Origin of the sequence: Terrabacter sp. RAF57 (assembly GCF_052113925.1) — a bacterium.
GTDB lineage: Bacteria > Actinomycetota > Actinomycetes > Actinomycetales > Dermatophilaceae > Terrabacter.
Map to the genome: position 1 here is coordinate 452,816 of NZ_JBFRDT010000002.1, position 19,597 is coordinate 472,412.

Below are 19,597 nucleotides of genomic sequence, written 5' to 3' on the forward strand. Positions count from 1 at the left end.
TGCTCAGGCGTGCTGCGGCAGAGCCGCGATGACACGGTCGGTGACGTCGTCGACGGCACCCATGCCGTCGACCTTGACGAGCAGGCCGGCGACCTCGTAGTGCTCCGCGAGGGGTGCGGTCTCCTTGCGGTAGATCGCCTGGCGCTCGCGGATGACGTCCTCGGTGTCGTCGGCGCGACCCTCGGTCTCGGCGCGCTTGAGCAGTCGCTCGACGATGGCGTCCTCGTCGACCTCGAGCTCGAGGACCGCGTCGAGCGCGTGCCCGCGCCGCGACAGCATCTCGTCGAGCGCGTCGACCTGCCCCGCAGTGCGTGGGTAGCCGTCGAGGAGGAAGCCGTGGGCGGCGTCGTCCCAGGTGAGCCGGTCCTCGACGATCTCGTTGGTGATGTCGTCGGAGACGTAGCCGCCGGACGTGATGATCTCGTGGACCTTGACGCCGAGCGGGGTCTGGTCCTTGATGTTGGCGCGGAAGATGTCGCCGGTCGAGATGGCCGGGACGCCGAGGCGCTCGGCGATCCGGGCGGCCTGCGTGCCCTTACCGGCGCCGGGCGGGCCGAGGATGATCAGTCGCATTAACGGAGGAACCCTTCGTAGTGACGCTGCTGCAGCTGCGCCTCGATCTGCTTCACCGTCTCCAGGCCCACACCGACGACGATGAGGATCGAGGTGCCACCGAACGGGAAGTTCTGGTTGGCGCCCACGAGCACGAGGGCCACGAGCGGGATGAGCGAGACGATCGCGAGGTAGATGGCACCCGGCACGGTGATTCGGGTCAGGACGTAGTTGAGGTACTCGGCCGTGGGTCGCCCGGCCCGGATACCCGGGATGAAGCCGCCGTACTTCTTCATGTTGTCCGCGACCTCGGTCGGGTTGAACGTGATGGACACGTAGAAGAACGTGAAGAAGAGGATGAGCGCGACGTAGGTCGCCATGTAGAAGGGGTGGTCACCCTTGACGAGGTTCTCCTGCACCCACGAGACCCAGCCCGGGTTGTTGCCGTCGGCGCGGGTGTTGAACTGCGCGACGAGGCCCGGCAGGGCGAGCAGGGAGCTGGCGAAGATGACCGGGATGACGCCGGCCATGTTGACCTTGAGCGGGATGTACGTGGACGTGCCGCCGTACATCCGGCGTCCGACCATCCGCTTGGCGTACTGCACCGGGATGCGGCGCTGGGACTGCTCGACGAAGACGACCGCGGCGATGACGAAGACACCGAGGATGAGGATGCCGAGGAAGGTGCCCCAGCCCTTGTTCTCCTTGATGGCCCAGAGCGAGGCGGGGAAGCCGGCGGCGATCGAGGTGAAGATCATGAGGGACATGCCGTTGCCGACGCCCTTGTCGGTGATGAGCTCGCCGAACCACATGATGAGGCCGGTGCCGGCCGTCATCGTCAGGACCATGATGAGGATCGTGACCATCGACTGGTCGGTCATGATCGAGTCGCAGGAGCCGCCGAAGAGGCTGGACGGGTTGCGCGCGAAGGTGACGAGGGTCGCCGACTGGAGGATCGCGAGACCGATCGTCAGGTAGCGGGTGTACTGCGTCAGCTTGCTCTGCCCTGACTGGCCCTCCTCCTTGAGCGCCTCGAAGCGCGGGATGACGACCGTGAGCAGCTGGATGATGATGCTGGCCGTGATGTACGGCATGATCCCGAGCGCGAACACGGACAGCTGCAGCAGCGCACCGCCGCTGAAGAGGTTGGCCAGGTTCAGGAAGCCGCTCTGGTCGCCGCTCTGACCCTTGCTGGCCTGCAGGCAGTCCTGCACGAGGCTGTAGCTGATGCCCGGCGTCGGCACGTGTGATCCGAGCCGGAACAGCACGATGATGCCGAGCGTGAAGAGCAGCTTCTTGCGCAGGTCCGGGGTACGGAACGCGCGTGCGAAGGCGGCGAGCACTGGGTCCTCCTGGGGGGCCGCGGGGTGGCGCGGCGTAATTCATGCAATCCGTGGAAGGTTAACGCAAAGGCGCAGCGCCCCGGGCTCCCACCGCGGTGGCCGACGTCACGTCGGCTCGCGGGTCGGGCGCCCGGGGCGCTGCTCACACGAGATGTGTGGTGTTCACTGAAGCCTGGTCTCAGCCGGCGAGGGCCGTGACCGTGCCGCCGGCGGCCTCGATCTTCTCCTTGGCGGAGGCCGAGAACTTGTGTGCCTCGACCTCGACCTTGACGGAGATCTCGCCCGTGCCGAGGACCTTCACCGGGAAGCCGTCACGGACGGCACCCTTGGCGACGAGGTCGGCGACGGACACCTGACCACCCTCCGGGAAGAGCAGCTGCAGGCGGTCCAGGTTCACGACCTGGTACTCCGTGCGGAACGGGTTCTTGAATCCGCGGAGCTTCGGGAGGCGCATGTGCATCGGCATCGAGCCGCCCTCGAAACGCTCCGGGACCTGGTAACGGGCCTTCGTACCCTTGGTACCACGACCAGCGGTCTTGCCCTTGGAGCCCTCACCACGACCGACGCGGGTCTTGGCGGTCTTGGCTCCGGGGGCCGGACGCAGGTGGTGGACCTTGAGGGCGGACTCGCCCGACTTCTTGGCGTTGTCGGCCATGGTCAGTCAACCTCCTCGACGGACACGAGGTGCGTGACCGTCTTGACCATCCCGCGGATCTCGGGACGGTCCTCCTTGACGACGACGTCGCCAATGCGCTTCAGACCGAGGCTGCGCAGCGTGTCACGCTGGTTCTGCTTGCCACCGATCTCGGAACGGGTCTGGGTCACCTTGAGACGAGCCATCACGCACCAGCCTTCGCAGCCTGGGCCTCGGCCATACCGGCGGCACGGGCCTTGAGCATGGCCGCCGGAGCGACCTCCTCGAGGGTCTTGCCACGACGGGCAGCGACCGACTCGGGGCGCTCGAGCTCGCGCAGGGCCTGGGCCGTCGCGTGCACGATGTTGATGGCGTTGTCGGAGCCCAGCGACTTGCTGAGGACGTCGTGGACGCCGGCGCACTCGAGCACCGCACGCACCGGGCCACCGGCGATGACACCGGTACCGGGGGCGGCGGGGCGGAGCATGACGACACCAGCGGCGGCCTCACCCTGGACGGGGTGCGGGATGGTGCCCTGGATGCGGGGGACCTTGAAGAAGTTCTTCTTGGCCTCCTCGACACCCTTGGCGATGGCCGCGGGAACTTCCTTGGCCTTGCCGTAGCCGACGCCCACCGTGCCGTCACCGTCACCGACGACGACGAGGGCGGTGAAGCTGAAGCGACGACCACCCTTGACGACCTTGGCGACACGGTTGATGGTCACGACGCGCTCGACGTACTGGTTCTTGTCGTCACGGCTGTCGCGGTTGTCGCGGCCGCCGCGGTTGTCACGGCGGTCTCCGCGCTCGGTGCGCTCGCCGCCACCGGCGGGGCCGGTGCCTCGACGCTGCTGTCCGGGCATCAGATGTTCCTCATCTCAACAATTGCGTTCACGAAGTTGCTCACAGGGACAGACCGCCTTCGCGGGCGCCCTCGGCGATCGCCGCGACACGGCCGTGGTACTTGTTGCCACCACGGTCGAACACGACGGCCTCGATACCGGCGTCCTTGGCACGGGCGGCCACGAGCTCGCCGACCTTCTTGGCCTTGGCCGTCTTGTCACCGTCGAAGGAGCGCAGGTCGGCCTCCATCGTCGAGGCCGAGGCCACGGTCTTGCCGACGGTGTCGTCGACGACCTGGACGAAGAGGTGACGGCTCGAGCGCGACACGACGAGGCGGGGGCGCGCCGCGGTGCCGGCGATCTTCTTGCGACCGCGAACCTGGCGACGGATGCGGGCGGCAGCCTTGGACTTACCGCGCTTGATGATCATTGCCATGGCTTACTTACCGGCCTTTCCGACCTTGCGACGGATCTGCTCGCCCGCGTAGCGAACGCCCTTGCCCTTGTACGGGTCGGGCTTGCGCAGCTTGCGGATGTTCGCCGCGACCTCACCGACGAGCTGCTTGTCGATGCCCTGCACCGAGAAGCGGGTCGGGTTCTCGACGGCGAAGCTGATGCCGGCGGGAGCCTGGATGAGGATCGGGTGCGAGTATCCGAGCGAGAACTCGAGGTCCGAGCCCTTCGCGGCGACACGGTAACCCGTGCCGTGGATCTCCATCTTCTTCTCGTAGCCCTCGGTGACACCGAGGACCATGTTGTTGATGAGCGACCGGGTCAGGCCGTGGCGCGAGCGCGAGTCGCGCTCGTCGTTGGGGCGCTTGACCTCGAGGTTGCCCTCGCCCAGCTCGACCGTGATCGGCTGCACGACGGTCAGGGAGAGCTCACCCTTGGGGCCCTTGACGATGACGTCCTGGCCCTCGACCTTGACGTCCACACCCGAGGGGATGGAGACCGGAAGTCGTCCGATTCGCGACATGTCAGTGTCTCCTTACCAGACGTAGGCGAGGACTTCCCCACCCACGCCCTTCTCGTGTGCCTGGCGGTCGGTCAGCAGACCGTTCGACGTCGACAGGATCGCGACGCCGAGGCCACCGAGAACCTTGGGCAGGTTCGTCGACTTGGCGTAGACGCGCAGACCGGGCTTGCTCACGCGACGCACGCCGGCGATGGAGCGCTCGCGGTTCGGGCCGTACTTGAGGTCGATGGTCAGCGTCTGGCCGACCTCGGCCTCCTCGATCTTCCACGAGGCGATGTAGCCCTCGCTCTGGAGGATCTCGGCGATGTTCTTCTTCAGCTTCGAGTACGGCATGGAGACGACGTCGTGGTGCGCCGAGTTGGCGTTCCGGACGCGGGTCAGCATGTCCGCAATCGGGTCAGTCATGGTCATGTGGGCTCTCCGCCCTTCCTCACCGGGGTTTCGACCGGGGCTATCTGCCCGGCGACGGCTGGGCCGTCGTGTGGCCGACCTACGGTGTCAGAGGTGTGTTGGTCTTGGGGTTGCTCTGGGCTCGGGGAGCCGATTACCAGGAGCTCTTGGTCACGCCCGGCAGCTCGCCCGCGTGAGCCATCTCGCGAAGGCAGATGCGGCAGAGGCCGAACTTGCGGTACACCGAGTGCGGGCGACCGCACTTCTGGCAACGGGTGTACGCGCGGACCTTGAACTTCGGCTTCCGGTTCGCCTTGTTAACGAGCGCGGTCTTGGCCATGTCAGTTCTCCTTGAAGGGGAAGCCGAGCTGCTTGAGCAGCGCGCGACCCTCGTCATCGTTGGTCGCCGTGGTGACCACGGTGATGTCCATGCCTCGCACGCGGTCGATCCGGTCCTGGTCGATCTCGTGGAACATCGACTGCTCGGTCAGGCCGAACGTGTAGTTGCCGTTGCCGTCGAACTGCTTCGGCGAGAGGCCACGGAAGTCACGGATGCGCGGGAGGGCGATCGTCACGAGACGGTCGAGGAACTCCCACATGCGGTCACCGCGCAGCGTCGTGTGGGCGCCGATGGGCATGCCCTCACGCAGCTTGAACTGGGCGATCGACTTGCGAGCCTTCGTCACGACCGGCTTCTGACCGGTGATGGCGGTGAGGTCGCGGACGGCACCCTCGATGAGCTTGCTGTCCTTGGCCGCGTCGCCGACACCCATGTTGACGACGACCTTGACGACGCCGGGAACCTGCATGACGTTGGCGTAGCCGAACTGCTCGAGCATCGAGCTCTTGATCTCGTCCTGGTAGCGCTGCTGAAGGCGCGGCTTGGTGCTGGTGTCAGTCATTCTCAGAGGTCCTTGTCCGACTTGACCGCGACACGGACGCGGGACGCCTTCTGACGGCCATTGCGCTCGACGGTCTCGACACGCGTCTTGACGCGGGTCGGCTTCTTCGACTCGGGGTCGACGATCGCCACGTTGCTCACGTGGATCGCGGCCTCGGTGTGCGTCAGGCCACCGGTGCGGGTGCCACGGGCGGTCGCGCCGGCCTTGACGTGCTTGGTGACGCGGTTGATGCCCTCGACCAGCACACGCTGGGTCTCGGGGTAGACCGCGATGACCTTGCCCTGCTTGCCCCGGTCGCCGCCGTTCTTCTGGCTGCGGCCGGAGATGACCTGGACGAGGTCGCCCTTCTTGATCTTCATCTTGCTGATGGTGGTCTTCGCCATGTTCACAGCACCTCCGGCGCGAGCGAGATGATCTTCATGAACTTCTTCTCGCGCAGCTCACGGCCCACCGGGCCGAAGATGCGGGTACCACGAGGGTCACCGTCGGCCTTGAGGATCACCGCAGCGTTCTCGTCGAACTTGATGTAGGAACCGTCGGCGCGGCGACGCTCCTTGACGGTGCGGACGATGACGGCCTTGACGACGTCACCCTTCTTCACGTTGCCGCCAGGGATCGCGTCCTTGACGGTGGCGACGATGGTGTCGCCGATGCCGGCGTAGCGACGGCCCGAGCCGCCGAGAACACGGATGCAAAGGATTTCCTTGGCACCGGTGTTGTCGGCGACGCGCAGCCGCGACTCCTGCTGAATCACTGTCTAACTCCTGTCGTCGTGCTGGTTCTCACCGGTTGCCCGGATGAGCCTTGCCGAACGGAAATGGGGGGTGGCTTACTTGGCCTTCTCGAGGATCTCGACAATGCGCCAGTGCTTCGTCGCGGAGAGCGGACGCGTCTCCATGATGAGCACGCGGTCGCCCACGCCGGCCTCGTTCTGCTCGTCGTGCGCCTTGACCTTGCTGGTGCGGCGGATGACCTTGCTGTAGAGCGCGTGCTTGACGCGGTCCTCGACCTCGACGACGACGGTCTTGTCCATCTTGTCGCTCACCACGTAGCCCTGACGGGTCTTGCGGTAGTTGCGCTCACTCGCCTGGTCGCTCACGACCTTCTCCTGCTCGCTCATGCGTCAGCCTCCTGCGCCTTGTCAGCCTTCTTGGCCTTCTTCTCGGCCTTGTCAGCCTTCTCGGCCTTGTCAGCCTTCTCGGCCTTGTCGGCCTTCTTGTCGGCCTTGGCAGCCTTCTTCTCGACCTTCTCGGCCTTCTCCGGCGCCTTGGGGGCGGCGGGGGCCGAGCCGATGCCGAGCTCGCGCTCACGCATCTCGGTGTAGATGCGCGCGATGTCCTTCTTGACGGCGCGCAGACGGCCGTGGTTGTCCAGCTGGCCGGTGGCCGACTGGAAACGCAGGTTGAACAGTTCTTCCTTGGCCTTCTTCAGCTCGTCCGCCAGCTTCGTGTCGTCCAGACCACGCAGCTGCTCGGGAGCCAGGTCCTTGGTTCCGACTGCCATCAGATGTCACCACCCTCACGCTGAACGAAGCGGCACTTCATGGGGAGCTTGTGCATCGCGAGGCGCATGGCCTCACGCGCCACCGGCTCCGCCACGCCCGAGATCTCGAACATGACGCGACCCGGCTTGACGTTGGCGATCCACCACTCCGGCGAACCCTTACCGGAACCCATGCGGGTCTCGGCGGGCTTCTTGGTGAGCGGACGGTCGGGGTAGATGTTGATCCACACCTTGCCGCCACGCTTCATGTAGCGGGTCATCGCGATACGAGCGGACTCGATCTGACGGTTGGTCACGTAGGCCGGCTCGAGAGCCTGGATGCCGTAGTCACCGAAGGCGATCGTCGTGCCACCCTTGGCCGCGCCGTGGCGGTTCGGGTGGTGCTGCTTGCGGTGCTTGACTCGACGGGGAATCAACATGGTCAGGCCTGCTCATTCTCGGTGCTGGCCGCGGCGGGGGCCTCGGCAGCAGCGGTCTCGTTCACTGCCGGAGCAGCGGCGGTCTCGTTGCGGTCACCACGACGGGCGCGGTTCGGACGGTCACCGCCGTCACGACGCGGACCACGCGACGGGCGCGGAGCGGCGGCCTGCTGGGCAGCGAGCTCCTTGGCCGTCATGTCGCCCTTGTAGATCCACACCTTGACGCCGATGCGGCCGAACGTGGTGCGGGCCTCGTAGAAGCCGTAGTCGATCTGCGCACGCAGGGTGTGCAGCGGGACGCGGCCCTCGCGGTAGAACTCGGTGCGGCTCATCTCGGCGCCGTTGAGACGGCCGGAGACCTGCACGCGGATGCCCTTGGCGCCGGCGCGCTGGGCGGACTGCATGCCCTTGCGCATGGCGCGACGGAACGCGACACGGGCCGAGAGCTGCTCGGCGATGCCCTGGGCGACCAGCTGCGACACGATCTCGGGGTTCTTGACCTCGAGGATGTTGAGCTGGACCTGCTTGCCCGTGAGCTTCTCGAGCTCGCCGCGGATGCGGTCGGCCTCGGCGCCGCGGCGACCGATGACGATGCCGGGGCGGGCGGTGTGGATGTCCACGCGGACGCGGTCACGGGTGCGCTCGATCTCGACCGATGCGATGCCGGCGCGCTCCATGCCCTTCTCCATCAGGCGACGGATCGAGACATCTTCCTTGACGTAGTCGCGGTAGCGCTGACCCGACTTCGTCGAGTCTGCGAACCAGCGGCTCTTGTGGTCGGTGGTGATGCCCAGACGGAAGCCGTGCGGGTTGACCTTCTGACCCATCAGCGGGCTCCCTTCGTGTTCTCCGGCTGCGTGACGACCACGGTGATGTGGCTCGTGCGCTTGTTGATGCGACCGGCGCGGCCCTGGGCGCGCGGCCGGAATCGCTTCATCGTCGGGCCCTCGTCCACGAACGCGGCCGTGATGACGAGGTTGCGCTCGTCGAAGGCGACCGACTCGCGGTCAGCCTTGACCCGGGCGTTGGCGATGGCGCTCTCGAGCACCTTCTTGACCGGCTCGGAGGCCGACTGCGGGGCGAAGGTGAGCACCGTGACGGCGTCGGTGGCGGCCTTGCCGCGGATCAGGTCCACGACACGGCGAGCCTTCTGCGGGCTGACACGGACGTGCCGCGCCGAAGCCTTGGCTTCCATGACTTCTTCCTTGGATTCGGTGGCCATCAGCGACGACGACCCTTCTTGTCGTCCTTCACGTGACCCTTGAACGTGCGGGTCGGTGCGAACTCGCCGAGCTTGTGGCCGACCATCGACTCGGTGACGAACACCGGGACGTGCTTGCGGCCGTCGTGGACGGCGAAGGTGTGGCTCAGCATGTCCGGGCTGATGACCGAACGACGCGACCAGGTCTTGATGACGTTCTTGGTGCCCGCTTCGTTCTGGGCGTCCACCTTCTTCTGAAGGTGGTCGTCGATGAAGGGGCCCTTCTTCAGGCTACGAGGCATTCCAAAGGCTCCTTATCAGCGCTTCTTGCCAGTACGGCGGCGACGAACGATGAGCTTGTCGCTTTCCTTGTGTCCCTTGCGGGTCCGGCCCTCGGCCTGACCCCACGGGCTGACGGGGTGACGTCCACCGGACGTCTTGCCCTCACCACCACCGTGCGGGTGGTCGACCGGGTTCATGGCGACACCACGGACGGTCGGGCGCTTGCCCTTCCAGCGCATGCGGCCGGCCTTGCCCCAGTTGATGTTGCTCTGCTCGGCGTTGCCCACCTCGCCGACGGTCGCGCGGCAGCGCGCGTCGACGTTGCGGATCTCACCGGACGGCATACGCAGCTGGGCGTAGGGGCCGTCCTTGGCGACGAGCTGCACGCGAGCACCCGCGGAGCGGGCGATCTTCGCGCCACCACCGGGCTTGAGCTCGATCGCGTGGACGACCGTACCCACCGGGATGTTGCGCAGCGGAAGCGAGTTGCCCGGCTTGATGTCGGCCGCGGGGCCGTTCTCGATCGGGTCGCCCTGCTTCAGCTTGTTCGGAGCCAGGATGTAGCGCTTCTCGCCGTCGGAGTACTGGACGAGCGCGATGCGCGCGGTGCGGTTGGGGTCGTACTCGATGTGAGCGACCTTGGCCGGCACGCCGTCCTTGTCATGGCGACGGAAGTCGATGACGCGGTAGGCACGCTTGTGGCCGCCACCGATGTGACGCGTGGTGATGCGGCCCGCGTTGTTGCGGCCACCCGTCTTCGACAGGGGGCGGACGAGCGACTTCTCCGGGGTGGAACGCGTGATCTCGACGAAGTCGGCGACCGACGAGCCACGACGGCCCGGCGTGGTCGGCTTGTACTTACGGATACCCATGTTCGTGTGTCCTTATTCTTCGTCGATCTCAGGCGCCCGCACCGAAGATGTCGATCGTTCCCTCGCGGAGGGAGACGATCGCACGCTTGGTGTCCTTGCGCTTGCCGAGGCCGAAACGGGTGCGACGGGTCTTGCCCTGACGGTTCAGGGTGTGGACCTTGTCGACCTTGACGTTGAAGATCTGCTCGATGGCGATCTTGATCTCCGTCTTGTTCGCACGGGGGTCGACGATGAAGGTGTACTTGCCCTCGTCGAGCAGACCGTACGACTTCTCGGAGACGACCGGCGCGATCAGGATGTCGCGGGGGTCCTTGGTGTGGATGCTCACTTGGTGGCCTCCTTGTCGGCCTTGTCAGCCTTCACGGGACCGGCGACGAACGCGTCGAGGGCGGCCTGGGTGAAGACGATGTCGTCGGCGCACAGGACGTCGTAMGTGTTGAGCTGGTCGGCGACCAGCACGTGGACGTTCTGCAGGTTGCGGACCGACTTGAACGCCACCTCGTCACCGCGCTCGAGCACGACGAGCAGGTTGGGGCGCTCGGTGAGACCGGCGAGCAGCGCGGCGGCGTCCTTCGCCGAGGGCAGGTCGCCCGAGACGATGGAGTCGACGACGTGGATGCGGTCGAAGCGGGCCCGGTCGGAGAGGGCACCGCGCAGGGCGGCGGCCTTCATCTTCTTGGGGGTGCGCTGCGAGTAGTCACGCGGCTGCGGGCCGTGGACGACGCCACCGCCGGCGAACTGCGGGGCGCGGGTCGAGCCCTGACGGGCGCGACCGGTGCCCTTCTGGCGGTAGGGCTTGCGCCCACCGCCGCGGACCTCGCCGCGGGTCTTCGTCGAGTGCGTGCCCTGACGAGCGGCCGCGAGCTGTGCCACCACGACCTGGTGGATCAGCGGGACGTTGGTCTGGACGTCGAAGATGTCAGCGGGAAGCGTGGGGGTCTTCGTGGCCATGTGGATCATGCACCCTTCGCAGCCGTGCGGATCAGGACGATGCCACCGCGGGGGCCGGGAACGGCACCCTTGATGAGCAGGAGGCCCTTCTCGGCGTCAACGGCGTGGATCTGGAGGTTCTGGGTCGTCTGGCGAACGCCACCCATGCGACCAGCCATGCGCATGCCCTTGAAGACACGGCCCGGGGTCGAGCAGCCGCCGATGGAGCCCGGCTTGCGGTGGTTGCGGTGCGCACCGTGGGAGGAGCTGACGCCGTGGAAGCCGTGACGCTTCATGACACCGGCGAAGCCCTTGCCCTTGGTCGTGCCCGTCGCGTCGACGCGCTGGCCGGCCTCGAAGGACTCGGCCGTGATCTCCTGGCCGAGCTCGTAGGCGGCGGCGTCGGCCGTGCGGAGCTCGACGAGGTGACGGCGCGGCGTCACGCCGGCCTTCTCGAAGTGGCCGCTCATGGGCTTGTTCACCTTGCGCGGGTCGATCGCACCGAAGGCGATCTGGACCGCGGAGTAGCCGTCGGTCTCGTCGGCACGCACCTGCGTCACGACGCAGGGGCCGGCCTTGACCACGGTCACGGGGACGAGCTTGTTGTCTGCGTCCCACACCTGGGTCATGCCGAGCTTCTCGCCGAGCACGCCCTTGACGTTCTTCTGAGCAACAGTCATCTCYACAACCGCCTCAGAGCTTGATCTCGATGTTGACGTCCGCCGGCAGGTCGAGACGCATCAGCGAGTCGACGGCCTTGGGCGTCGGGTCGATGATGTCGATGAGGCGCTTGTGCGTGCGCATCTCGAAGTGCTCGCGGCTGTCCTTGTACTTGTGCGGCGACCGGATGACGACGAAGACGTTCTTCTCCGTCGGCAGCGGGACGGGTCCCACCACGGTCGCGCCGGCGCGCGTCACTGTGTCAACGATCTTCCGCGCCGAGTTGTCGATGACCTCGTGGTCGTACGACTTCAGCCGGATGCGGATCTTCTGTCCCGCCATCTGATGAACGTCTCTCTCTCGCTTCTGACTACCGGTTCCCTTGGCCATCCGACCCCCGAGGTCGGGCGTGTCGCGCCCGCTTCGCGGTGAAAGGTGCGCACCTGAGTGCCACTTTCGTGTGGATTGCCCGGCCGAACCGGGTAACTTGCGCTTCCCTCGGGCCTCCGAGAGGAGTCCGGGCGAGTCCCCGTCAGGAGGCTCTCAAGGGGCGGCGGCACCGACATGGGTCAGCGACGCGCGTCAAGCAACCTGAACAGTGTGCCAGAGCGCGCACCGCACTATCAAATCGAGCCGGGCCGTCACTGCAGGGCCGTGCACGTGGCGCGTCGTCAGGCGGCAGGGCGGGCGCACRCGGCGGTGCCACCCGGCAGCTGGTGCCGGTGCGCGGCCACCCAGCGGTAGGCCTTGGCGGCCACCCACGAGATCCCCGGCGCCATGAGGAGGTGGCCGGCCGGTCGCCAGACCGGGGCGCCGTGGGTCGCGGCGCTCGCGATCGCGGGGTGACCCGACAGGACGCGGCCGTCGGCGGTGATGAACTGGGCCGCCTCGTCACAGTCCTGCGCGGTGAGTCCCACGGCGGCGAGGTCGAGCGACTGCCAGGGACGCACGTCGTAGCGCTGGCGCCGGTCTACCCATCGCTCGATGAACCGCACACTGCGCGTGCAGAACCCGCAGTCGGCGTCGTAGACGAGGGTCGGCCGGTCCGGCACGACGAGCGTGGTCTCCACGCCGTGATCATCGCACCCCGCAGCAGCAGGTCCGCACGGAGCCACCTCGGCCGCGGACGTATGCCGTCGCGCCCGGGTGGCCACGGACCGTCCCGCGGGAGCGTGCTGCGACTCCCCCGCCGCGTGCTCAGGCGGGGGCGAGGAACGCGCTCAGCGCTCCGGCATACATGGCCGGGTCCTCGGCCCCCATGAGCTCGCGCGTGCTGTGCATCGACAGGGCCGCCGCCCCGAAGTCGACGGTCGTCGCGCCCGTCAGGGACGACGTCACCGGCCCGACCGTCGACCCGCACGGCAGGTCGCTGCGGGTCACGAAGGTCTGCATGGGGACGCCGGCCTGCTCGCAGGCGAGGCGGAACGCCGCCGCACCGACCGAGTCGGTCGCGTAGCGCAGGTTGGTGTTGACCTTGAGCACGGGTCCGCCGTTGACGCGGATCTGGTGCATCGGCTCGTGGCGGTCGGCGTAGTTGGGGTGGGTGGCGTGACCCATGTCGCCGGACGCGATGACCGTCGCTGCCAGGGCGCGCCAGTAGTCGTCGCGGGTGCCGCCGCCGGCCGTGACGATGCGCTCGAGCACCGAGGGCAGCAGGGTCGAGGTGGCGCCGCGCTCGGACGTGCTGCCGATCTCCTCGTGGTCGAAGAGCACGAGGACCGGCACGTGGGCGGGCTCGGTGGCCACGGCGTCGAGCAGCGCCCGCACACCGGCATACGACGTCGCGAGGTTGTCGAGGCGCGGGGCCGCGATGAGCTCCCGCGCCCGACCGAGGCGGGTGGACGGCTGGACCGGGTGGGTCATGACGTCCCAGGACAGCACGTCCTCGCGGTCGACTCCGACCTGCTCGGCGAGGTAGCCGACGAAGTCGCCGGGCTCGTCGCCTACGCCCCAGAGCGGCTCCATGTGGGCCTGCTTGTTGAGGGTGAGCGCCTCGTTCTGGGTGCGGTCGAGGTGGATGGCGAGCTGCGCGACGCGCAGCAGCGCGTCCCGCCCGTGGAACGTCCGCGACTCGACGCCGTCGGCGCCGCGCACGGCGACCCGGCCGGCGAGACCGAGGTCGCGGTCGAGCCACGAGCTGAGGATGAGGCCGCCGTAGGGCTCGATGCCGAGCATCTGCCAGCCGGCGCGCGCGTGGTCGGGGTTGGGCTTGACGCGCAGGTTGGGGCTGTCGGTGTGGGCCCCGACGACGCGGAAGCCCGCCGCGGGACCGGCCCCGGCCCCGTGCGCGCCGGTGGTGTCCCAGGCGATGAGCGACCCGCCCCGCACGAGGTAGCGCCGGCCCGGCTCGGTGGGCCACGGCTCGGTCTCGACGACCTCGGTGAAGCCCTCTGCGACGAGCCGCGCCGCCGCCTGCTCGCACGCGTGGAACGGCGTCGGTGAGGCGTCGACGTAGTCGATGAGGCCCTGGGCTTCGGTATCCGTGTCGAACGAGTGCGCCATGGCTCCCGACCCTATCCGCCGGTCGGCCGGCGCCTCGGGTCGGGCCGGGCCGGAGGCGACGCGCGGGGTCAGACGCGGCGCAGGGTCCGCAGGATGCCGTCGGCGATGGCGTCGGCGGTGTCCCAGTCGGAGGCCGAGACGGTGATGTAGGTGACGTGCCCGTCCAACTGGACGGCGAGGGACCGGCTCGCGACGATCATCGTCGCGAGGGGCACCCGCGACCTCGCGACGAGGGCCTCACTGCTCGGCGAGCGTCCGGAACGAGTCCGGCAGCACGGAGGCGCCGGCGCGAGTAGCGGACGACGGGTCGATGGCCTGCCACCCGTCCGGCACCTCGAAGGACAGGCCCGCCCTCCGGGCCGTGACGCGGCCCGCGACGACCACCGGCGCGGCAGGGTCCGACGTCGCCGTGGCCACGGTCGAGGCCGGCGTGGCGGGCGAGGGGGTGGTCGGGACCGGGTCGGTCGGTGCCCGGGACGTCGGGTCAGCGGCGGCCGGACCCGCCTGCGATCCCGCCCGGGGAAGGGAGAAGGCGGAGCCGCCGTCCTTGGCGCACCCGGACACGGAGAGCACCAGCACGACGCCGAGCACCGAGGCCCACCGGCTCCCTCTCCCACGGCCGGGTCCCCTGCCACCTGCCGGGCGCCGCGCCGACACCCTCTCCCCTGTCGAGACCATGCGGCCAGTCATACGGCATCCGGGCACCGGCGGCAACGAACGTCGCCGCGGCCACGCCGTGGGGGCGAGTGGCAGGATCCCCCGCATGCCCGAGACCATGCTGCGTTCCCTCGTCGACGACCTGGCCTCCCCCGACCCCGCGGTGCGGGACGACAGGGCGTATGCCGCCCTGGCGCGCCTCGTGCGGGAGGGTGCCCTCGGCGCGGACGACCGCTCGTGGCTCGCCGTGGAGATGCTCGAGCGGCTCGACCACTCACGGGTGGAGGCGCGGGCCTTCGCGCCGCTCGTCCTCGCCGCACTCGTCTCCGCCGGCGACTTCGAGCCGGGCTGGGTCGAGGACGGCACCCGGTGGTACGTCGCCGAGCCGGACCTCCGGGGGCACGACCCCGTCCTCGGGTGGGTGCACGCCGTCGCGCACGGCGCCGACTTCTTCGGGGCGTGTGGCGCCGCCGGTGTCGGCGACCCCGCGGCCCTGCTCGACGCCCTGGGTCTTCGGCTCGTCGCACCGACGACGTCCGTGTGGCGCGACCAGGAGGACGATCGGCTCGCCTACGCGATCGCCCTCGTGCTGACCCGCGACGACGTCGACGAGGCCACGGCCATCGGGTGGCTCGGTCACTCCCGCGCGATGTTCGCGGCGGGATCTCCGGGTCCGGTGCCCGCCGAGGCGAGCAACACGATGCGGACGCTGCGCTCGCTGCACGTGGCCCTCGACGAGCAGGTGCTCCGGGACGGTGAGCCGGTCGCCGTGCCGCACGGGGAGCCGGTCCGACGCGAGATCGCCTCGCTCCTGGCCGATGTGACGCCGTGGTTCTGGCGGCCGCGGACCGCCCAAGACGGGGAGAGCTCCCCATTGGCCGAGCCGGCCCACCCTGCCTAGGGTTTGGGGAGCGGCCACGCCTCGGTCGCCACGGACGCCGACAGCTCGGGGAGGGCATCAGCCGTGGTCGTGTACAAGAAGGGCGCCGATCCTGACGTCCTCGATCGCAGCGCCAGCGAGCTCGACCGCTTCGCGGGCGAGTGCCGGGCGGTACGCAACGCCGTCGACCACGCGTTCGGCGCGCTCGGAACCGCTTGGGGCGGAAGGGACTTCGACTCCTTCCGTGGCGACTGGCGGTCGTCCGCCCCCAGCATCGACGCACTGGAGCGCGCCCTGCACGGCCTCGGCGCGAAGCTGCGCGAGAACGCCGCGAAGCAGCGCGGTGCCAGCGGAAACGCCGGTGGGACAAGCGGATCCGGTGGCACCGCAGCTGGAGTTCCCTTCGGCGCCGGCGTCCCGATGTCGTTCGGCCCCACTCCGTCACCGTCGCCGGGACCCGCGCCCACCCCGTCCTCCCCTCCGCCGCCTGCCACGACGGGCACCGGTGGTCCCGTCGACGGCTACGACTTCGGTGAGCCGACGAAGCCCCACATCGAGTGGGACGAGGGGTTCGAGTACGACTCCAAGGACTCGAACTGGCACGACCACATCGCCAAGCTCGAGTGGATGGCGAAGCTCGAGGGTGGCCGCATCGTCAAGTCGGACCTCGATGACGCGACGGCGATGTATGCCCACTACTGGGACAACAACGGCGAGCCGATGCGCTTCGACTACGAGGAGGGCTACCAGGAGGACCCGTCGATCGCGGCGAACGTCAACTCCGAGGTCGCCCGCACCGCCGCGGCCGTCGACGAGATGGTCCGCAACGGCAACTCGCACTTCAGCATGACCGGGGACGCTCACCCGGCGACCGCCTACCCGACGACCGAGAACTGGCAGAAGACGATCGGCGGCTACCAGCAGTGGAGCAGCGCCGACGTCACCGCCCTGAACGGCAAGGTCTCGATGCAGGTCACCGTGCACGCCGAGGACTACTACAACTTCAACCCCGACCAGTCCGACATCGCGAGCGGCGCCGGCGACAACGAGAACGGGCGCTTCACCGAGATCGGCTGGGCCAAGCCCTTCCCGTCGAGCGGCGACGTCACGCGTACGATCACGTGGCCGGTCGGCTCGCCGCCGCCGAGCATCGACGTGGGACCGGGGGATGTCGAGCGCACCCCGGGCCTGGGTCGGGAGGACCGAGCCGACGAACGAGGGAGCAGCCGATGAGGACCCGCCCCGCCCTGGCCGCGCTCGCGGCCGCCCTGACCGTCACCGTCACCGCGGGGTGCAGCACCGAACCCACCCCCGCCAACGACCGCACGAGGAGCACCGTGAGCAGCGCGACCAAGACCGGCACCGGCGACGTGCGCACCGACCTGGAGCCGCTGACCAAGCGCTTCAGCGCGCTCGGCACGCCGGTTTCCGCGACGTGGATGTCGGGGACCCTCGGCGGCGACGCACCGGGACCGTCGACGTACTGGATCGACGCCGTCGTCGAGGTCACTCCCGAGACCGCGGCCACCCTCCGCGCAGCCTCACCGGAGCCCACCACCGAGACCCCCGACGTCGAGGACGGCGTCCGCTCCGCTCTGCCGTCGGGTCAGCTGCTCCGCTCTACCTCGCTCGACGCGCTCTTCGCCCAGGGATCCTTCCGCGCCAAGGCCTACCTCGCCGCCGACTCCGACACCGTCGTCCTCGTCGCCCTCGGCCAGTAGCCGCACCGGATCGGCGGCCGTGCAACCCGCCGGCCGGCCCCCGCCAGGAGGACCATCGGGCCATGGACCCCTCCGAACGCCGCGCCGGCGTCGCCGCGCTCTTCGACCAGCTCGCTCCCGGCTACGACCGCAGCAACGTGCCGTGGTTCGGACCCATCGGCGCCCGCCTCGTCGAGCTGACCTCGCCCCGACCCGGTGACCGCGCCCTCGACGTCGGCGCAGGCCGCGGAGCCGCGACCTTCCCGCTCGTCGACGCCGTCGGCCCCACCGGCCACGTCACCGCGGTCGACCTCTCCTCCGCCATGCTCGACCAGCTGCGCACCGAGGCCGAGACCCGAGCGGTCAGCACCCTCGACACCCGGACGGGTGAGGCCACCCCGGACACGATGCCGCCCGACACCTTCGACGTCGTCACCGCGTCTCTCGTGCTCTTCTTCGACCCCCAGCCCGCCGAGACTCTCGGCTGCTGGATCGCCCTCCTGCGCCCCGGCGGTCGCCTCGGCCTGTCGACCTTCGGTCCCACCGACCCTGCCTGGACGGCCGCCGAGGCCGTGCTCATGGCGTATGCGCCGCCCCAGGTCCTCGACGCCCGCACCACCGGTCGGACCGGCCCCTTCGCCACCACGGACTCGGTGACCGCGCTCCTCGAGTCCGCAGGGGCCACCGACGTCGACAGCCACGACGAGCCGCTCGACGTCACCTTCCCGGACGCAGCCGCCTGGCGCGCCTGGACGATGACGCTCGGCATGCGCCAGTTCTGGGCCTCCGTCCCCGACCCCGAGCTCCCTGCCGTCCTCACCCGCATCGAGTCAGCCCTCGAGCCCGACCGGGGCGAGGACGGCCGGCTCCACCTCACCCAGCAGGTCCGCTACACCACCGCCACCAGACCCTGACCTGACGCGCGGCAGAAGGACGGCGAACGTTGGCCACTCGACGGTTTGGAGGGGGCGAACTTTGGCCCTTCGACGGTTCCGGGGGGCGAACTTTGGCCTCTCGACGGTTGACGCCGCTCGGGCCGTCGGGCGCCTCGCGCCGCCCGGACGGCGGAAGGGCCCGCTCCGCCGAAGCGGAACGGGCCCTACCGGTGAAGCAGTTGCTGCAGGTGCAGCGTCAGATCACTTGATGATCTTGGTGACGCGACCGGCGCCGACCGTGCGGCCACCCTCGCGGATGGCGAACTTGAGGCCGTCCTCCATGGCGATCGGCTGGATGAGCTCGACCGTCATGTCGGTGTTGTCGCCGGGCATGACCATCTCGGTGCCCTCGGGCAGGTGCACGACACCCGTCACGTCCGTCGTACGGAAGTAGAACTGCGGACGGTAGTTGTCGTAGAACGGCGTGTGACGGCCGCCCTCGTCCTTCGAGAGGATGTAGACCTGAGCCTCGAAGTCCGTGTGCGGGGTGATCGAGCCCGGCTTGCAGATGACCTGCCCGCGCTCGACGTCCTCGCGCTTCGTGCCACGAAGGAGCAGACCGACGTTCTCACCGGCGCGACCCTCGTCGAGGAGCTTGCGGAACATCTCGACGCCCGTGACGGTCGTCTTGGCCGGCGGACCGGTGTGGATGCCGACGATCTCGATCTCCTCGTTGACCTTGAGGATGCCGCGCTCGATACGACCGGTGACGACGGTGCCACGACCGGTGATCGTGAAGACGTCCTCGACGGGCATGAGGAACGGCTTGTCGACGTCGCGCTCGGGCTCGGGGATGGAGTTGTCGACGGCGTCCATGAGGTCGAGGACCGACTGGCCCCACTTCTCGTCGCCCTCGAGCGCCTTGAGCGCCGAGACCTGCACGACCGGGAGGTCGTCGCCCGGGAACTCGTACTGCGACAGGAGCTCACGGACCTCCATCTCGACGAGCTCGAGGATCTCCTCGTCGTCGACCATGTCGGCCTTGTTGAGCGCCACGACGATGTAGGGGACGCCGACCTGGCGGGCCAGGAGGACGTGCTCCTTCGTCTGCGGCATGGGGCCGTCGGTGGCGGCGACCACGAGGATCGCGCCGTCCATCTGAGCCGCACCCGTGATCATGTTCTTCACGTAGTCAGCGTGGCCCGGGCAGTCGACGTGGGCGTAGTGACGACCCTCCGTCTGGTACTCGATGTGCGCGATCGAGATCGTGATACCGCGCTGGCGCTCCTCGGGAGCCTTGTCGATGTCCTCGAACGCGAACTGGGGGTTCAGGTCGGGGTACTTGTCGTGCAGAACCTTGGAAATCGCAGCCGTCAGCGTCGTCTTGCCGTGGTCAATGTGACCGATGGTGCCGATGTTGACGTGCGGCTTGGTCCGCTCGAACTTTGCCTTCGCCACTGTGGTCCTCCTCAGGACTA

The 19,597-nt window shown here is 68.7% G+C and carries 32 protein-coding genes; 4 read left to right on the forward strand and 28 right to left on the reverse strand.

Annotation, left to right across the window (positions count from 1 at the left end; translation table 11 throughout):
- Positions 1-3: 3 nt before the first annotated feature.
- From AB4Y83_RS03920 to AB4Y83_RS04050, 27 genes are all read right to left on the reverse strand, one after another.
- A complete protein-coding gene (locus AB4Y83_RS03920) occupies positions 4-573 on the reverse strand; it encodes an adenylate kinase (RefSeq protein WP_442275202.1) in 570 nt (189 codons plus the stop codon).
- Complete coding sequence (gene secY / locus AB4Y83_RS03925) at positions 573-1,895, reverse strand: preprotein translocase subunit SecY (protein ID WP_442275203.1); 1,323 nt, start codon at positions 1,893-1,895, stop codon at positions 573-575. The genes AB4Y83_RS03920 and secY overlap by 1 nt, the downstream gene beginning before the upstream one ends.
- A gap of 178 nt (positions 1,896-2,073) precedes the next feature.
- Positions 2,074-2,550 carry a 50S ribosomal protein L15 gene (gene rplO, locus AB4Y83_RS03930; protein WP_020143225.1) on the reverse strand — a complete coding sequence of 159 codons (477 nt, stop codon included), beginning with the start codon at positions 2,548-2,550 and terminating at the stop codon, positions 2,074-2,076.
- A gap of 2 nt (positions 2,551-2,552) precedes the next feature.
- Positions 2,553-2,735: a 50S ribosomal protein L30 gene (gene rpmD / locus AB4Y83_RS03935; RefSeq protein WP_020143226.1), complete on the reverse strand. Its 183-nt coding sequence runs from the start codon at positions 2,733-2,735 to the stop codon at positions 2,553-2,555.
- On the reverse strand, positions 2,735-3,391 hold the full coding sequence (gene rpsE, locus AB4Y83_RS03940; protein ID WP_020143227.1) for a 30S ribosomal protein S5: 657 nt from the start codon (positions 3,389-3,391) through the stop codon (positions 2,735-2,737). Before rpsE ends, rpmD begins: the two co-directional genes overlap by 1 nt.
- A 40-nt stretch (positions 3,392-3,431) precedes the next feature.
- On the reverse strand, positions 3,432-3,806 hold the full coding sequence (gene rplR / locus AB4Y83_RS03945) for a 50S ribosomal protein L18 (RefSeq protein ID WP_056752819.1): 375 nt from the start codon (positions 3,804-3,806) through the stop codon (positions 3,432-3,434).
- A gap of 3 nt (positions 3,807-3,809) precedes the next feature.
- Complete coding sequence (rplF, locus tag AB4Y83_RS03950; protein ID WP_028785452.1) at positions 3,810-4,346, reverse strand: 50S ribosomal protein L6; 537 nt, start codon at positions 4,344-4,346, stop codon at positions 3,810-3,812.
- 12 nt (positions 4,347-4,358) lie between these two features.
- Positions 4,359-4,757, reverse strand: a complete 399-nt coding sequence (gene rpsH / locus AB4Y83_RS03955; protein WP_020143230.1) for a 30S ribosomal protein S8 — start codon at positions 4,755-4,757, stop codon at positions 4,359-4,361.
- 133 nt (positions 4,758-4,890) lie between these two features.
- Positions 4,891-5,076 carry a type Z 30S ribosomal protein S14 gene (locus AB4Y83_RS03960; protein ID WP_020143231.1) on the reverse strand — a complete coding sequence of 62 codons (186 nt, stop codon included), beginning with the start codon at positions 5,074-5,076 and terminating at the stop codon, positions 4,891-4,893.
- Position 5,077: 1 nt separating this feature from the next.
- Positions 5,078-5,638, reverse strand: coding sequence for a 50S ribosomal protein L5 (rplE, locus tag AB4Y83_RS03965; protein WP_056752812.1), 561 nt, complete (start codon positions 5,636-5,638; stop codon positions 5,078-5,080).
- Between the two features lie 2 nt (positions 5,639-5,640).
- Positions 5,641-6,021, reverse strand: coding sequence for a 50S ribosomal protein L24 (rplX, locus tag AB4Y83_RS03970; protein ID WP_056771076.1), 381 nt, complete (start codon positions 6,019-6,021; stop codon positions 5,641-5,643).
- Positions 6,022-6,023: 2 nt separating this feature from the next.
- Positions 6,024-6,392, reverse strand: a complete 369-nt coding sequence (gene rplN, locus AB4Y83_RS03975) for a 50S ribosomal protein L14 (protein ID WP_020143234.1) — start codon at positions 6,390-6,392, stop codon at positions 6,024-6,026.
- Between the two features lie 75 nt (positions 6,393-6,467).
- On the reverse strand, positions 6,468-6,758 hold the full coding sequence (gene rpsQ / locus AB4Y83_RS03980; RefSeq protein WP_020143235.1) for a 30S ribosomal protein S17: 291 nt from the start codon (positions 6,756-6,758) through the stop codon (positions 6,468-6,470).
- Entirely contained in the window at positions 6,755-7,141 is a 387-nt protein-coding gene (rpmC, locus tag AB4Y83_RS03985) for a 50S ribosomal protein L29 (RefSeq protein ID WP_344254811.1), read from the reverse strand. The genes rpsQ and rpmC overlap by 4 nt, the downstream gene beginning before the upstream one ends.
- Positions 7,141-7,560: a 50S ribosomal protein L16 gene (gene rplP / locus AB4Y83_RS03990; protein ID WP_020143237.1), complete on the reverse strand. Its 420-nt coding sequence runs from the start codon at positions 7,558-7,560 to the stop codon at positions 7,141-7,143. The genes rpmC and rplP overlap by 1 nt, the downstream gene beginning before the upstream one ends.
- Positions 7,561-7,562: 2 nt before the next feature.
- Positions 7,563-8,387, reverse strand: a complete 825-nt coding sequence (rpsC, locus tag AB4Y83_RS03995; RefSeq protein ID WP_020143238.1) for a 30S ribosomal protein S3 — start codon at positions 8,385-8,387, stop codon at positions 7,563-7,565.
- Positions 8,387-8,755 carry a 50S ribosomal protein L22 gene (rplV, locus tag AB4Y83_RS04000; RefSeq protein ID WP_020143239.1) on the reverse strand — a complete coding sequence of 123 codons (369 nt, stop codon included), beginning with the start codon at positions 8,753-8,755 and terminating at the stop codon, positions 8,387-8,389. The genes rpsC and rplV overlap by 1 nt, the downstream gene beginning before the upstream one ends.
- Positions 8,756-8,781: 26 nt before the next feature.
- Entirely contained in the window at positions 8,782-9,063 is a 282-nt protein-coding gene (gene rpsS, locus AB4Y83_RS04005) for a 30S ribosomal protein S19 (RefSeq protein WP_020143240.1), read from the reverse strand.
- A 15-nt stretch (positions 9,064-9,078) separates the two neighbouring features.
- Positions 9,079-9,915, reverse strand: coding sequence for a 50S ribosomal protein L2 (rplB, locus tag AB4Y83_RS04010; RefSeq protein ID WP_020143241.1), 837 nt, complete (start codon positions 9,913-9,915; stop codon positions 9,079-9,081).
- 28 nt (positions 9,916-9,943) lie between these two features.
- Positions 9,944-10,243, reverse strand: a complete 300-nt coding sequence (rplW, locus tag AB4Y83_RS04015) for a 50S ribosomal protein L23 (protein WP_056771080.1) — start codon at positions 10,241-10,243, stop codon at positions 9,944-9,946.
- Positions 10,240-10,875, reverse strand: a complete 636-nt coding sequence (rplD, locus tag AB4Y83_RS04020; RefSeq protein ID WP_056752799.1) for a 50S ribosomal protein L4 — start codon at positions 10,873-10,875, stop codon at positions 10,240-10,242. Before rplD ends, rplW begins: the two co-directional genes overlap by 4 nt.
- Positions 10,872-11,525: a 50S ribosomal protein L3 gene (rplC, locus tag AB4Y83_RS04025; protein WP_030194212.1), complete on the reverse strand. Its 654-nt coding sequence runs from the start codon at positions 11,523-11,525 to the stop codon at positions 10,872-10,874. The genes rplD and rplC overlap by 4 nt, the downstream gene beginning before the upstream one ends.
- A 13-nt stretch (positions 11,526-11,538) precedes the next feature.
- Positions 11,539-11,847 carry a 30S ribosomal protein S10 gene (rpsJ, locus tag AB4Y83_RS04030; protein WP_009775966.1) on the reverse strand — a complete coding sequence of 103 codons (309 nt, stop codon included), beginning with the start codon at positions 11,845-11,847 and terminating at the stop codon, positions 11,539-11,541.
- A 329-nt stretch (positions 11,848-12,176) separates the two neighbouring features.
- Positions 12,177-12,575: a thiol-disulfide oxidoreductase DCC family protein gene (locus AB4Y83_RS04035; RefSeq protein WP_442296086.1), complete on the reverse strand. Its 399-nt coding sequence runs from the start codon at positions 12,573-12,575 to the stop codon at positions 12,177-12,179.
- 127 nt (positions 12,576-12,702) lie between these two features.
- Positions 12,703-14,007, reverse strand: coding sequence for a M18 family aminopeptidase (locus AB4Y83_RS04040; RefSeq protein ID WP_442296087.1), 1,305 nt, complete (start codon positions 14,005-14,007; stop codon positions 12,703-12,705).
- Positions 14,008-14,075: 68 nt separating this feature from the next.
- A complete protein-coding gene (locus AB4Y83_RS04045) occupies positions 14,076-14,222 on the reverse strand; it encodes a hypothetical protein (RefSeq protein ID WP_442275205.1) in 147 nt (48 codons plus the stop codon).
- Positions 14,223-14,244: 22 nt separating this feature from the next.
- Complete coding sequence (locus AB4Y83_RS04050) at positions 14,245-14,598, reverse strand: hypothetical protein (RefSeq protein WP_442275206.1); 354 nt, start codon at positions 14,596-14,598, stop codon at positions 14,245-14,247.
- A 172-nt stretch (positions 14,599-14,770) separates the two neighbouring features.
- Here AB4Y83_RS04050 and AB4Y83_RS04055 point away from each other — a divergent pair, with 172 nt between their 5' ends.
- The 4 genes from AB4Y83_RS04055 to AB4Y83_RS04070 all read left to right on the forward strand — a co-directional run bounded on the left by AB4Y83_RS04055 (position 14,771) and on the right by AB4Y83_RS04070 (position 18,158).
- On the forward strand, positions 14,771-15,565 hold the full coding sequence (locus AB4Y83_RS04055) for a DUF2785 domain-containing protein (RefSeq protein WP_442296088.1): 795 nt from the start codon (positions 14,771-14,773) through the stop codon (positions 15,563-15,565).
- 63 nt (positions 15,566-15,628) lie between these two features.
- Positions 15,629-16,777, forward strand: coding sequence for a WXG100 family type VII secretion target (locus tag AB4Y83_RS04060; RefSeq protein WP_442296089.1), 1,149 nt, complete (start codon positions 15,629-15,631; stop codon positions 16,775-16,777).
- Positions 16,774-17,265, forward strand: coding sequence for a hypothetical protein (locus AB4Y83_RS04065; protein ID WP_442275209.1), 492 nt, complete (start codon positions 16,774-16,776; stop codon positions 17,263-17,265). The genes AB4Y83_RS04060 and AB4Y83_RS04065 overlap by 4 nt, the downstream gene beginning before the upstream one ends.
- Positions 17,266-17,327: 62 nt before the next feature.
- Positions 17,328-18,158 (forward strand): class I SAM-dependent methyltransferase, encoded by an 831-nt coding sequence (locus AB4Y83_RS04070; RefSeq protein ID WP_442296090.1) that lies wholly within the window; start codon positions 17,328-17,330, stop codon positions 18,156-18,158.
- 222 nt (positions 18,159-18,380) lie between these two features.
- Here the strand turns inward: AB4Y83_RS04070 and tuf are convergent, their stop codons facing one another.
- Complete coding sequence (gene tuf, locus AB4Y83_RS04075; RefSeq protein ID WP_020143252.1) at positions 18,381-19,577, reverse strand: elongation factor Tu; 1,197 nt, start codon at positions 19,575-19,577, stop codon at positions 18,381-18,383.
- Positions 19,578-19,597: the final 20 nt, after the last annotated feature.

What these genes read in the sequence shown, in the direction of transcription:
- AB4Y83_RS03920 (WP_442275202.1), bottom strand. Translation starts at nt 573, where the DNA reads ATGCGACTGATCATCCTCGGCCCGCCCGGCGCCGGTAAGGGCACGCAG.
- rplO (WP_020143225.1), bottom strand. Translation starts at nt 2,550, where the DNA reads ATGGCCGACAACGCCAAGAAGTCGGGCGAGTCCGCCCTCAAGGTCCAC.
- rpmD (WP_020143226.1), bottom strand. Translation starts at nt 2,735, where the DNA reads ATGGCTCGTCTCAAGGTGACCCAGACCCGTTCCGAGATCGGTGGCAAG.
- rpsE (WP_020143227.1), bottom strand. Translation starts at nt 3,391, where the DNA reads ATGCCCGGACAGCAGCGTCGAGGCACCGGCCCCGCCGGTGGCGGCGAG.
- rplR (WP_056752819.1), bottom strand. Translation starts at nt 3,806, where the DNA reads ATGGCAATGATCATCAAGCGCGGTAAGTCCAAGGCTGCCGCCCGCATC.
- rplF (WP_028785452.1), bottom strand. Translation starts at nt 4,346, where the DNA reads ATGTCGCGAATCGGACGACTTCCGGTCTCCATCCCCTCGGGTGTGGAC.
- rpsH (WP_020143230.1), bottom strand. Translation starts at nt 4,757, where the DNA reads ATGACCATGACTGACCCGATTGCGGACATGCTGACCCGCGTCCGGAAC.
- AB4Y83_RS03960 (WP_020143231.1), bottom strand. Translation starts at nt 5,076, where the DNA reads ATGGCCAAGACCGCGCTCGTTAACAAGGCGAACCGGAAGCCGAAGTTC.
- rplE (WP_056752812.1), bottom strand. Translation starts at nt 5,638, where the DNA reads ATGACTGACACCAGCACCAAGCCGCGCCTTCAGCAGCGCTACCAGGAC.
- rplX (WP_056771076.1), bottom strand. Translation starts at nt 6,021, where the DNA reads ATGGCGAAGACCACCATCAGCAAGATGAAGATCAAGAAGGGCGACCTC.
- rpsQ (WP_020143235.1), bottom strand. Translation starts at nt 6,758, where the DNA reads ATGAGCGAGCAGGAGAAGGTCGTGAGCGACCAGGCGAGTGAGCGCAAC.
- rpmC (WP_344254811.1), bottom strand. Translation starts at nt 7,141, where the DNA reads ATGGCAGTCGGAACCAAGGACCTGGCTCCCGAGCAGCTGCGTGGTCTG.
- rplP (WP_020143237.1), bottom strand. Translation starts at nt 7,560, where the DNA reads ATGTTGATTCCCCGTCGAGTCAAGCACCGCAAGCAGCACCACCCGAAC.
- rpsC (WP_020143238.1), bottom strand. Translation starts at nt 8,387, where the DNA reads ATGGGTCAGAAGGTCAACCCGCACGGCTTCCGTCTGGGCATCACCACC.
- rplV (WP_020143239.1), bottom strand. Translation starts at nt 8,755, where the DNA reads ATGGAAGCCAAGGCTTCGGCGCGGCACGTCCGTGTCAGCCCGCAGAAG.
- rpsS (WP_020143240.1), bottom strand. Translation starts at nt 9,063, where the DNA reads ATGCCTCGTAGCCTGAAGAAGGGCCCCTTCATCGACGACCACCTTCAG.
- rplB (WP_020143241.1), bottom strand. Translation starts at nt 9,915, where the DNA reads ATGGGTATCCGTAAGTACAAGCCGACCACGCCGGGCCGTCGTGGCTCG.
- rplC (WP_030194212.1), bottom strand. Translation starts at nt 11,525, where the DNA reads ATGACTGTTGCTCAGAAGAACGTCAAGGGCGTGCTCGGCGAGAAGCTC.
- rpsJ (WP_009775966.1), bottom strand. Translation starts at nt 11,847, where the DNA reads ATGGCGGGACAGAAGATCCGCATCCGGCTGAAGTCGTACGACCACGAG.
- AB4Y83_RS04040 (WP_442296087.1), bottom strand. Translation starts at nt 14,007, where the DNA reads ATGGCGCACTCGTTCGACACGGATACCGAAGCCCAGGGCCTCATCGAC.
- AB4Y83_RS04055 (WP_442296088.1), top strand. Translation starts at nt 14,771, where the DNA reads ATGCCCGAGACCATGCTGCGTTCCCTCGTCGACGACCTGGCCTCCCCC.
- AB4Y83_RS04065 (WP_442275209.1), top strand. Translation starts at nt 16,774, where the DNA reads ATGAGGACCCGCCCCGCCCTGGCCGCGCTCGCGGCCGCCCTGACCGTC.
- AB4Y83_RS04070 (WP_442296090.1), top strand. Translation starts at nt 17,328, where the DNA reads ATGGACCCCTCCGAACGCCGCGCCGGCGTCGCCGCGCTCTTCGACCAG.